General features: G+C 43.3%; 14 protein-coding genes. 12 read left to right on the top strand and 2 right to left on the bottom strand.

Translation table 11 applies throughout. From position 1 onward, the window contains the following. Positions 1-56 precede the first annotated feature (56 nt). Positions 57-197: a hypothetical protein gene (locus AACR11_RS08250; protein ID WP_189338760.1), complete on the bottom strand. Its 141-nt coding sequence runs from the start codon at positions 195-197 to the stop codon at positions 57-59. 299 nt (positions 198-496) lie between these two features. Then, positions 497-1,156 carry a S24 family peptidase gene (locus AACR11_RS08245; RefSeq protein ID WP_266099115.1) on the bottom strand — a complete coding sequence of 220 codons (660 nt, stop codon included), beginning with the start codon at positions 1,154-1,156 and terminating at the stop codon, positions 497-499. A 161-nt stretch (positions 1,157-1,317) separates the two neighbouring features. Between AACR11_RS08245 and AACR11_RS08240 the strand changes: the two genes are divergently transcribed. The 12 genes from AACR11_RS08240 to AACR11_RS08185 all read left to right on the top strand — a co-directional run bounded on the left by AACR11_RS08240 (position 1,318) and on the right by AACR11_RS08185 (position 11,901). Further along, entirely contained in the window at positions 1,318-1,497 is a 180-nt protein-coding gene (locus AACR11_RS08240; protein ID WP_079324301.1) for a TraY domain-containing protein, read from the top strand. Positions 1,498-1,750: 253 nt separating this feature from the next. Continuing rightward, a complete protein-coding gene (locus AACR11_RS08235) occupies positions 1,751-2,053 on the top strand; it encodes a hypothetical protein (protein ID WP_017191232.1) in 303 nt (100 codons plus the stop codon). A 552-nt stretch (positions 2,054-2,605) separates the two neighbouring features. Next, the gene (locus tag AACR11_RS08230) at positions 2,606-2,929 is read left to right on the top strand and encodes a TrbC/VirB2 family protein (protein ID WP_017191231.1); all 324 of its coding nucleotides are present in this window, start codon (positions 2,606-2,608) and stop codon (positions 2,927-2,929) included. 7 nt (positions 2,930-2,936) lie between these two features. Then, positions 2,937-3,233 carry a conjugal transfer protein TrbD gene (gene trbD, locus AACR11_RS08225; protein ID WP_017191230.1) on the top strand — a complete coding sequence of 99 codons (297 nt, stop codon included), beginning with the start codon at positions 2,937-2,939 and terminating at the stop codon, positions 3,231-3,233. A gap of 50 nt (positions 3,234-3,283) precedes the next feature. Next, positions 3,284-5,710: a VirB4 family type IV secretion/conjugal transfer ATPase gene (locus AACR11_RS08220; protein ID WP_017191229.1), complete on the top strand. Its 2,427-nt coding sequence runs from the start codon at positions 3,284-3,286 to the stop codon at positions 5,708-5,710. Then, the gene (trbJ, locus tag AACR11_RS08215; protein WP_017191228.1) at positions 5,707-6,474 is read left to right on the top strand and encodes a P-type conjugative transfer protein TrbJ; all 768 of its coding nucleotides are present in this window, start codon (positions 5,707-5,709) and stop codon (positions 6,472-6,474) included. The genes AACR11_RS08220 and trbJ overlap by 4 nt, the downstream gene beginning before the upstream one ends. A gap of 3 nt (positions 6,475-6,477) precedes the next feature. Continuing rightward, on the top strand, positions 6,478-7,428 hold the full coding sequence (trbB, locus tag AACR11_RS08210; protein WP_017191227.1) for a P-type conjugative transfer ATPase TrbB: 951 nt from the start codon (positions 6,478-6,480) through the stop codon (positions 7,426-7,428). Between the two features lie 10 nt (positions 7,429-7,438). Next, complete coding sequence (trbL, locus tag AACR11_RS08205; RefSeq protein ID WP_079324299.1) at positions 7,439-8,707, top strand: P-type conjugative transfer protein TrbL; 1,269 nt, start codon at positions 7,439-7,441, stop codon at positions 8,705-8,707. Between the two features lie 9 nt (positions 8,708-8,716). Beyond that, a complete protein-coding gene (locus AACR11_RS08200) occupies positions 8,717-9,412 on the top strand; it encodes a VirB8/TrbF family protein (RefSeq protein WP_223295705.1) in 696 nt (231 codons plus the stop codon). Positions 9,413-9,420: 8 nt separating this feature from the next. Then, entirely contained in the window at positions 9,421-10,284 is an 864-nt protein-coding gene (gene trbG / locus AACR11_RS08195; RefSeq protein ID WP_223295704.1) for a P-type conjugative transfer protein TrbG, read from the top strand. Further along, positions 10,281-10,703, top strand: a complete 423-nt coding sequence (locus AACR11_RS08190) for a hypothetical protein (RefSeq protein WP_223295703.1) — start codon at positions 10,281-10,283, stop codon at positions 10,701-10,703. Before trbG ends, AACR11_RS08190 begins: the two co-directional genes overlap by 4 nt. Next, positions 10,696-11,901, top strand: coding sequence for a TrbI/VirB10 family protein (locus tag AACR11_RS08185; protein ID WP_017191222.1), 1,206 nt, complete (start codon positions 10,696-10,698; stop codon positions 11,899-11,901). Before AACR11_RS08190 ends, AACR11_RS08185 begins: the two co-directional genes overlap by 8 nt. The last annotated feature ends 10 nt before the right edge of the window (positions 11,902-11,911 follow it).

Genomic DNA, 11,911 nt, shown 5'->3' with positions numbered 1-11,911 from the left:
CATAATGCCCCCTTGTACCACACTGGCAAACAAGTTTTATTAGGGTAGAGGAGGGGTTAACAATCCACATGAGACTCACCCTCGAAGTCATAACCGTGTAAGATCAGAGTGCGTTCATCTGATGTCAATACGGTTATTTCTGAGGTCTTGAGTCTGAGGGTTGCTTGCCATAGGCAAGACACAATTGGCTTATTCATGTTTTGATTCCACAAGATTTTTAGGGTTGTTTGGTTTCCACGCCAAACAATGACGATTAAATCTACACAAGATCTGCAAAAAGATCAAATGCTTAAATTTCAGATACAAAAAAGCCGTTCACTTGTGGGAGAACGGCTTTTTTGCGAATGCTATCTAGTTAGATTGGAGGTCCAACACACTCTAGTTATCTATAAATACACTACATAGAACCTATGTAGTATGTGCTCTAGGTAATGCACTCGATAACATGGCTAAATTATAGATAGTTTTGAGCTGTGATTAAAGATGTTTTTTATTGTTAATCATTTATTTTTGATGAAAACCAAAATACCTCGCCAATGATCGCAAATGAGCTATCCATATCATCCCATAGAATTTGTTCATCTTCATAACTAGGATTAAAGCTTGAAAGTACAATTCCTTTACTATTTTCTTTCAAGATTTTAACTCTTAAATTGGTATTAGTTCTTACTACAAAAATTCTTCCATCTATCAATTGTTTTTTGCTTGGGTTTACTGCCAACACTGTTCCTTCAAAAAACACAGGTTCCATGCTGTTGCCATGAGTTCTAATACAGAATATCCCATTTTTATTCGGTTGATTTTGAATGGCTTCTCTTGGTATTGGGTAATCTACTAATTCAGACTCATTATAATTTTCAAATCCGAACCCTGCACTTGCTTGGATACTATCAAAAAGCTTAACAAAATGAACTAACTCAGACTTTTGTTGGGATAACTTTGATTCTTTATCAGTTGTTTCTCCATACAAAATCCAAGATTTAGTGACTCCTAAAGTAAAAGCTAGCTGCCCCAATAACTTTCCGTTTGGAGTTGTTAAGTCTCGTTCCCATGCAGATACCGTTTGAGGGCGAATTTCTAAGCTATCCGCTAATGCTCGTTGAGTCATCCCCAACAATTTCCGCATTTTTTTTATTCGTTTAGACACTGTTTCCATAACCTTATTTTACGTAGGAAACATAGAATTAACTCGCCACTTTAATTTACTAAATCAAAATAAAACGCAACTTTTATTGAGTTAGTTTTGTTGACTCCTATGCAGCTTAGATTTATCATTACGCATGATCATTCATACAGTATTAATTATACGAGCTGAATATGGCCTCAAAAAAAGGTTCTGGCACGACAACCGCTGTCTGGTTTGAAATGGATGAAGAGACCAATCGACTCCTGACTCAATCAGCAAAAGCGAATGATCGTAGCAAACGCTCTGAGGCTCTTTTTCGCCTTAGAGCACACTTAAAAATGTTTAACCACGAAATGAAACAACGCTCATAAAATCGTTGTTTTTTATCGGAAACAGTCCAGTTATTGGATTAGCTCTTTAAAAACTTAGGTCACGGCTGATAAATCGGTGCCAGTTCTCACGCAGTTATGCGTCGGCGGTATGGGTTTATCGACGATGGGTGCCCTTATAACCCATCAAACACACCCCACCTTGTGACGGGGCGGTTTTTTCGTCTAGCAAAACCTGAAAGTGAATAGACATTTCGATATTCGATTCTATTGAACGCCAAAGGAGATGGAGCACATGCATCAACAAACTCGATTATCCAAAAGAAAAGAAGCTGAAATTGAACGAAAGCGGGCTATTGCTCGCAAGAGAATTGAAATCTTCAATGAACTAAAATCATTTGGGCTACAGCCTGAAGATGCTCCATTGGTGTGCGTACTACCCAAAAGTCGCCACTCCCAACCTACGAATCACCCTTTACCTCCTTCAAATCCACGACACTCAAAATGGAAATTGCGCGAGGAAAGAGAGCAACGATGGGGTAAAAAAGCAAAACATAACCCACTTCTACTGGATGTGATCCATGGAGTGCACCCGTGACCTAAAGTGAACACGATAGCCCTTATCGTAGTTTTATTCTTATACGCTTTATCAAGCGGCAATTTGAAAAGAGTCTTTCGAGATTCTTTTCAAATTGCGGTAACGGATGGTCTTAATGATCTATATGTAAAATTTTAGCCGTTGCCGCAATTTTTCATTGAAACGCCCATTTGCCTTGGTTGGTTTTGCCACATGAAACCGGCATAGAAAAACACCTCTGTTCACAGTCAAACTGTGAGTGATGCCAACACTTCAAAGACAAACCATTACACAGTCGGGCGTAAGTCTTGTAAGCGCACTTATCGCGCAGTCTATTGGCAGTAGGCTGAAAAAGAGCAAGCCGCCCACCTAAAGAGCCCATGTCCCATTCATCGTGAGTGGGCGTTTCAATGAGACTTTTATTCAAGCTCGATTTTGGTCGCTATAACGAGGCGAAGCCTCTTGTAGGAACAAAATGAGTACCGCGTCAGCGGATTAATCACTCAACTGACTATAGATACCGATGCATCCACAAGGGTACATCGGTATCTTTCGTTAATATAAGGAGAACATATGTTAGATAAACTCAGACGCCACAGCTTAAAGCTGGGGATTGCCGTCCAAACCCTACTTATTTCAGCAACAGCCAATGCTTCTAGTACAGGTATGCCCTGGGAAGATCCTCTCTCTCGTATTGTCGATTCCATCACGGGTCCAGTTGCGTTTGGTGCCTCTGTTCTGGGTATTGTCGTTGCTGGGGCGACACTGATTTTCGGTGGTCAACTTGATGGCTTTGTTCAAAAAATCATGATCCTTGCTTTAGTGATTTCAATCATTGTTGGTGCAACCAACTTATTAAGCGTTCTGTTCGGTACATCAAGTACCTTAGTTATGTAGGTTACCTATGACGGACGATGAATCACTAGACGTTGTTCCTATCTACGCTTTTAACCGGGCACACTTAGTGATGGGGGGCGAACGTGAAATCGTTATGGTTTCGATGTTGGCAGCACTGATCCTCATCGTGATACTACAAAACGTTTATACCGCGGTTCTAGGGGTTATCTTGCAGTTCGTTATGTTAGGCATTGCTCGAAGCATGGCGAAATCCGATCCAATTTTAACGAAAGTGTATAAACGCTTTACCCGTTATCAAAGGTTCTATCCTGCTCACACTACGAAGTATTTGGTTAAACGATAGGTCAAAAAAGAAAACGCAGCCAACTGGCTGCGTTTTTTAATGGAGTAATCATGTTAAACCTAAAAACATTCCGAGATTACCCATCAGGTACGCCAGATTTGCTCAATTGGGCGGCATTGGTTGATGATGGTGTCATGCTTGGTAAAGATGGTTCTTTTACTGCTGGATGGGTATTTACAGGTGTCGATATCGATTCAGCAATGGCATCTGAACGAAATTTTATCTCTCAACGAATTAACCAGGCACTCTCTTCTCTTGGGTCTGGTTGGATGGTGCATGTTGACAGTAATCGTGAAATTGTTCGCGCTTATTCAGACAAGCAATCCTCACACTTCCCACACCCTGCGTTTCAGCTTATTGACGACTCAAGACGAGTCTTCTTTGAATCACAAGGGGATAAGTTTGCATCCCGAGCCGTCATTTTTGTCACATGGCGACCAACATCGAAACGGCTGTCCAAGTTAACGGATTTGATGTTTGAAAATGGCACGTCCAAAAAAACCAGTGTCGCACAGCGCAACCTTGCTCGTTTCAAAGATAAAGTAACCGATATTGAAGGTCGTTTATCTATGGTCTTTTCTTCAATTAAACGCTTGGCAGCGTATGAAAAAGACGGGCAATGGTACGATGATTTTTTATCGTACTTACGATTTGCGTTAACAGGAAAATGGCAGCCTATCGCTGCGCCTTATACGCCGCTTCCACTGGATAGCTTTCTAGGGGCATGTGAGCTCAACGTAGGTTATAACCCCCGCCTTGAAGGTCAGTACCTTTCCTGTATTAGTATTGATGGCTTTCCTAATCATGGCTTCCCGAATATCCTGCATCACCTCAACCTACTTAATTTCGAGTACCGTTGGAATACGCGATTTATTTTCTTCGATAATGTAGAAGCCAACAACTTGCTCGATGCCGAACGCAAAAAGTGGGAACAAAAAGTCGTCTCATTTCGAGATAAGCTATTAAAAAATCCTGAGCCTAAAGTAGATGAAGATGCCCTGCAAATGGTGCATCAGTATGAAGAAGCACAAACAGCATTATCATCGGGACGTTTAAGCTACGGTCAATATTCAACTACTTTTGTTTTGCGCCATGCAGATAAAGACATCTTGCAGGAGCAGACGGAGCAGCTTACAAAGATACTCAACAGCATGTTAGGGTTTACTTCCCGAGTTGAAACCATCAACTCAATCGAAGCATTCCTAGGAACATTGCCGAGCGATTCACTCCACAACATACGGCGTCCATTGCTGAGCACAATGAACTTAAGCCATCTATTACCAACGTCAAGCATCTGGACTGGAGAAGAATATTGCCCTTGTCCATTCTATCCTGAGCAATCACCGCCGCTCATGTACTGCACAGCAGCAGGTAACACCCCTTATCGGCTAAATTTCCATGTTAATGATGTTGGGCATACATTAGCGTTTGGTCCAACAGGTGCAGGGAAATCGACATTGATTGCCTTGATGGTGGCCCAGTTCTTCCGCTACAAAGGTGCAAAAGTCTTTGCCTTTGACAAAGGCTATTCGCTATTTACCCTTAGCCAGCTTGGTGGACAACACTTCGACATCGGCGCCCAGGCATCAGCAAACGATCCCTCTTTTGCTCCACTGAGTGACCTAGATAATGATTTTGAATGGTGCTGTGACTACATTGAAAAACTGCTCGTGCTTCAAGGCGTCAATGTTAACGCTGAGCATCGTGTCTCAATTTTCAAAGCGCTTTCAGATATGCGCGGCAGTTCAAGAAAGTCACTATCAGAGTTTTGTACACAAGTACAAGATCCTGAAATCAAAACGGCCATGAGTTATTACACCGTTAAAGGACGTGGCGGTGACTTACTCGATGCAGAGCAAAATCGCATGAATCTGACCAATTTCATGGTGTTTGAGATTGAACATCTCATGGGGCGCGGTGAAATCGACTTGATCCCGGTGCTGGTTTATCTATTTCGCCAGATTGAACGAGCGATAAAAGGAGCAACCAATAACGATCCAAGTTTGATAGTCATTGATGAGGCTTGGATAGCGCTATCGCACCCTGTCTTTAGAGAAATGCTGAAAGAGTGGCTCTTGGTATTGCGAAAGGCAAACTGTATGGTTTTCCTTGCAACACAATCACTAAGTGCTGCTGTCGAGTCCGGTATTTTGGATGTACTGATAGAGTCATGCCCAACTCATATTTATTTACCCAATCCAAAAGCAGCGCAGTTCGCAGACACTTACCGCCAGTTTGGACTTAATGATAAGCAAATTGATTTAATCAAACGGGCAGTACAAAAGCGTGAGTATTACGTTAGCCAGCCAGTGGGGAGTCGGATGATCAACTTATCTCTTGATAAGTTAGCACTTTCTTTCGTTGGCGTTTCAGATAAGGGGTCGATTACTGAAGTAAAAGCGCTGGTAAACGAACAAGGCGAGAACTGGTATCTACACTGGATGAAACGTAAAAACTTATACGGTGACGTTGCATGAATAAATTCAAAATATTATCGATAACATTAGCGGTATCCATATCGCTAACATCAACACAATCACAAGCATTTTTTTGTGCGAACTGTGCCAACGTGGTGCAAATGGCACAACTCAATGTGAGTGCAGGACAAAGCTTACTCAAGCAAATTCAACAAACCTATAACTCCGTTCAAAGCCTTAAGTATCAAATACAAAATATGAAGAACTTAAAGAATCTTGAATGGGGGGATATTCAATCTCAGTTAAACAGCTTAAACACCATAGCCTCAAGAGGTAAATCACTCTCTTACGCCATGGGGAATGTCTCTCAGCAATGGGATAACCTGTTTGTCGGTGTCGATGGGTATCAATCCCAAAACACACGATCGATAAACTCAGTAGAAACATTCAAAAAGCAAGGAGACGCACTGCGTGACACGGCGAAAAGTGCCTTAGAAATGGCAAGTGAAGTAAGCCGGTATCAACAAGATGACTTGCGAAACATTCAACGCATTCAAGGGCATGTTGGCAGCGCTGATGGCGCGGTAAAAATCATGCAAGCCAACGCAGAACTATTGGCTCAATTATCACAGCAGCTCCAAAAGCTACAAAGCTTAACCATGGCTCAAATTCAGATGAGTTCGACTTATATTGCGGCGCAAGCAGACCGCGAGGAACGCCAACGCGTCGCCAGTGAGAAGATGTTAAGCCAAAAACCGCAACTTGATCCAAACAACGGAAAAGACTGGTCAAAAGAGTGGCAGTCTCCACCGATAAAATGGTGATCTATGAATAAAAATCAACGCGATTTAGATGGGATAAAATACCATCTTGAACAAGCCGGTATCATGGAATACTTAAACGATCCCAATGTAACCGAAGTCATGCTAAACCCTGACGGTCAAGTATGGATTGAAGCGTTTGGGAAGCCCATGTTTTATGCGCGAGATATAGACGCAGAAAAATCAGTTCGTATCCTCAATGCGCTCGGTGACTATCACGGGCAGGTACTCACTTCAACCAGCCCTATTCTAGAGTGCGAAATCCCAACCGATGGCAGCCGATTTGAGGGGTTAATACCTCCGATTGTGGCAAAACCCAGTTTTGTGATCCGTAAGAAGGCAACCAAGATTTTTACCTTTGACGATTACATTGCATCAGGAACCATGGATGAGGCTCAAGCGCATGTCTTGACTAAATTCATTCGCAAACACAAAAACATTGTTGTTGTCGGTGGGACAGGCTCAGGGAAAACCACCCTGGTTAATGCCTTACTCGATAAAATGACCGAAGAGTTTCAACATGAACGCTTTGTCATTTTAGAAGACACGAATGAAATTCAGTGTAAAGCCAAAAACCATGTCGTGAAGCGCACCAACCAAACCGCTAACGTCACCATGCAAACCTTATTAAGAACCACCCTACGTTACCGTCCTGACAGAATTATTGTCGGTGAAGTTCGTGGTGGGGAGGCGCTGGATTTACTTAAAGCGTGGAACACAGGTCACCCGGGAGGACTCGCAACCATCCACGCTGATTCCGCTTTTCAAGGATTATCTCGATTTGAGCAATGCGTCAATGAAGTGCTGCCAACAGTAAACCAACTACTCATTGCTAATACCGTGCATGTTCTCGTATTCATTAAACGCACCGAGAAAGGACGACGTATAGAGGAAATCTTAGAGGTCAGCGGATTTGAAAATGGACGTTATATCACCTATCCAGCATTAATAGACTAAGGGGGGAGTTATGGTGCGATGGTTTATGCTCATGTCGATACTGTTTAGTCAATCAGCATTCGCCGCAACAGATAATTCACTCGATCAAATCCTCGATAAGTTCAAAGTGATCACCGCCAATTGGGAACCCGTTATTGTCAGCGCAGTAACGGGTTTATTTTGGTTGCTCGTCACACTTAGCTTCACTTGGGGCGCTATCCAGCTTTGGATAAAGCAACAAGGGATCACAGAATTTGTCGCATTTATGTTTGAACGTGCAGTCATTATTGGTTTATCTGTCTTCCTAGTAAAAAACGCCGTCCCATTAGCATGGGTACTGGTCAATTCATTTCAAGAAGTGGCTAGCCGAATATCCGGCGTATCCGGCTCATTTAGTCCATCAAACATCATTGACTTAGGAATAACGATTGCTCAACGAGTTTGGGAATCATCTTCTGGCTTTGATGTGGGCGAAATGCTCATTATTGGTATCAGTGGATTGATTGTTGTGGTCGTCTTGGCTTTGGTGGCAGCGCAACTAACGGTACTCATCGTCGGCTCTTACATTCTCATTAATGGCGGCGTCGTCATGATGGGGTTAATGGGGAGTGAGTGGACCCGCCAATACTCATTGAATTATTTCACCACGATTTTAGGGCTATCAGTGCAAATCTTCATCATGCAGCTGTTGGTCATTGTTGGCAATGATATGTTCATGAGCTTTATCAATATAGCCAGTGACGGTGCATCCGATTACTTAATCATGGTCGCCATGTCCGTTATCTACTATGCACTCATATCCACTGTACCAAACATGGCAACCAGCCTAACCACTGGACAGTTTAACTTTAACGCAGCAGGTGCCGTCAATGCCGCGGCAGGTGTGGCCGGCGCAAGTGCAGGGTTGGGACTGGCTGGCGCGACCGCTTCAAAAATGATGGGAGGAAAATTAGGAAGCGCTCTTGCTAATACAAAAGTAGGTCAAAACCTAATGAGTCACGCCTCGCAATTTATGGGCTCATCACCAAAATTGCAAAGTGTTGCAACCACAGCAGGGAAGATGGCAAAGCCCGTAATGTCGGCAGTTGGTGGGGTAAGCCATGCAACCATGAATGCCATGGCGCAACAATCCTCTGTAGGACGGGCATTTCGTGACTTAGCCGCTTCCTCAACCATTCCAAATAATGCACATGAACAAATCATGAAAGCATTACAAACCGAAATGAATCAACCGTCCGGGATGACGCCTGATGCCGCTGCGCAGCAGGTCATGTCCGAGACCTCACACTCCAATTCTTAAGAGGTTTTTATGACCGAACCATCTAATAAACCTTGTCAGGCTCCTGACAAGGGCGACCTTTCTATTCTCTATCAACGAGCCCGAGAAGAGTGGGACGAACGATTAGGGAGCGTCGTCAAGCAGGCGCATTTATGGAAATTAATGTGCTTCTTTTCCATGCTCATTACCGCTATGGCGGTGGGCGGTGTGATTTACATCGGCTCTCAATCAAAGATAGAGCCTTATGTTGTTGGGGTAAAAAATGGAGAAGAAGTCATCGGCGTCGCACAAATCAAAAAGCTTCCAGACTCTCAATTTGAAGCATTGAAAGTGATTGAAGTCGAGGACTTCATTATCAACGTTCGCGCCGTGTTGATGGATGTAGAAGCAGAAAAATCAGCCATACAAAAAGCGTATGCGCGAATGCAACCGAACTCTCCCGCTTACACTCAAATTACTAACCGATTTAAAGAGCAAAACCCATTTGAGCGTGCTCAAACTCAATTAGTAAAAGTAGAGATAAACAGCGTATTGCCGATTTCAGACCACTCTTATCAAGCTGAATGGGTAGAAACCATTAGTGACAGGCAGGGTGGAATAATCGATACCGTCAACTACAAAGCCACACTCAATACACAAACGATTCAACCTAAAACAAAACAGGATATGTACAGTAATCCTTTAGGCTTTTTTGTTGTCACGTTTAATGATGTACAAATCAAATAGGAACCGTCATGAAAAAACGAAAGTCCTTAATTTCTTTCACTCTATTATCAGCGGGACTCCAAGCCGCCCCCGTTCCCTCACTCCCTATGTTAGTCACCGAAATGGAGCAACCATTAAACACGATGGAGCTTGAAGGGTTGGCCATTGCCGACCGCTGGAAAAGTGGTACAGATAAACCCATACAGTCTGATGATGGTGCTGTGATATATTTTTATGGGAGTTCTCAACCTACCGTTGTCTGCGCACCGCTCAAATTGTGTGACATTCAACTGGAGCCAGGAGAACAAATCACCAAAGGAGGACTAAACGCAGGTGATACCGTTCGTTGGGGGTTTACACCCACATTATCCGGCTCAGGTAGTGATGCAGTGACACACGTATTAGTCAAACCAAAACAGATTGGCATCGATACGACACTGCAAATCTCGACAAATCGTCGCTCCTACTCCATCAAGCTGATCTCTAAAGCCAACGATTGGATGCCAATAGTAAAGTTTGACTATCCAGAACAACTTAACCTAGCGCTCAACTCGATGTATCAGCGCCAACAAACGGTCAAAGCGTCAACGACACTAGGCAATGGTTTGAACATCAATAACCTTGACTTTGAATACCGTATTGAAGGAAAAACCGCCTTTGCGCCCATTCGCGTTTATAACAACAGCATCAAGACCATTCTTGAAATGCCACGCAGCGTACAAACAGGAAAGCTTCCCTCCTTACTTGTCGTCAACGGTGGTCAGCGAGAACTGATTAACTACCGCTATCGTGACGGGAAATTTATTGTCGATGGTCTACCGGACCAAATCGCATTAATCCTTGGAGCAGGTAAGCGTCAACAAACCGTTTTAATCAAACGTAAGGGGGCATGATGCGTTATGTTTTTCTCTTCATCGTGTTACTGCTGTCTGGGTGCGCATCCTATGAACCCGACAAATACGGCAACTATAACGATGTGGTGTTAACCCCCAATGAAATGACCGTCATAGCAAAAGATATTGCTGTCTTTCTACAACGTTCAGAGGGCGTAAAAACCATCTTAAACATCAATCATGATGACAGTGCTTTTGCTCATACATTAATCCATGAGCTACGAGTATTGGGGATTGGGGTATCACAAAATAATGATGAATATCTCAATTTGAATTATCGCATTGAACAGTTCAATACAAACCAATTCTTTGTGACAGCATCACTAAATGATGGACGTAAGTTATCAAGAATTTGGGTCGTAAAGAATGACTTTCTTGTGCCACTGAAAACCAGAGCTTATGGGGTAGTGCATGAGTAATGAGTCTCCAAATGGCATTCAAATCCAACCCGATCCCAACACTGGCTACAACTCGACACAAATCAAAAAAGGCGTGAAGTTTCTTATCCTTGCAATCGTCATTGGGGTATTAGCGATCGTCATTTTTGTTATTGCTGGCAAAGGTCAAAAATCAGCAGCAAGTGCTCAAGAAGAACCCTCGCAAACGGGACAACCTTCAAACATCCCAAGCATTGGAATGAATGAAGTGCTATCGAAAGCACCAGAAAAAGGCGTGGTGACAGCAAGCAAGCCAAAAATTGAGGTAAACAACTCAAAACCTGATGACGAATTCAACGTACAAATCAGAAAACAATGGTTAGCGCAGCAAGAAAGCAAAGCGAAGTTACTGCAAGATGCAATGAACTCCTCTATTGATATTCAATATGAGGAAATCAAGCCACAGCAGATAAGCGTTTCGCCATTGCATGATACTGCGGCAATTCAAGCCGAGATAGCCCGTAATCAAGCACTACTATCACAAGGGAGCCAACCCCAAGAGAGTCTTGATAATACGTTAGTCAGCCAGTCCACCAAGGAGGCATTTTTAAACCAATCTAGAAAGCAAGATTACCTGCCTTCGACACGTGAAGCGCCACTGAGTCCTTACGAACTCACCGTTGGGACGCTTATTCCAGCTACATCTATTAGTGCGATTAATTCTGATGTACCAGGCAACATCATTGCTCAGATTAGCCAAAATGTTTATGACAGCGCCACAGGCAGCACCTTACTGATGCCACAAGGCGCAAAGCTCTATGGCATTTATGACAGTCGAGTTGCTTATGGCCAGGAGCGCCTACCTGTCTCATGGAGTCGGATTAATTTCCCTGACGGCAGTAAGTTAAACCTCGGCGCAATGAATGGGGTTGATGTCACTGGAATGGCAGGGTTAAGTGGTGACGTGAACAACCACTACTGGCGACTCTTTGGACAAGCAACGTTACTTGGTGGCATTGCTGGCATTAACCAAGCAGCAGTCAGTGATGGTGATGATAACGCTCGCTCTACTGGAGAATCCATCGCCGATGGCGTGACACAACAATTTGCACAAACGGGCAGTGACTTGATCCGTAAAAACATGAACATCCAGCCAACGATTGAAATCGACAACGGCAAACAGTTCTACATCATTATTAATCAGGATGTGATCCTACCCCCTTACACTCCAATCAACTAAAACAAGGAAA

The organism is Vibrio sp. L85 (assembly GCF_963871815.1).
Lineage (GTDB): Bacteria > Pseudomonadota > Gammaproteobacteria > Enterobacterales > Vibrionaceae > Vibrio > Vibrio harveyi.
The sequence above is the reverse complement of the archived record's forward strand: the minus strand, read 5'-3'. Positions and strand labels throughout refer to the sequence as shown.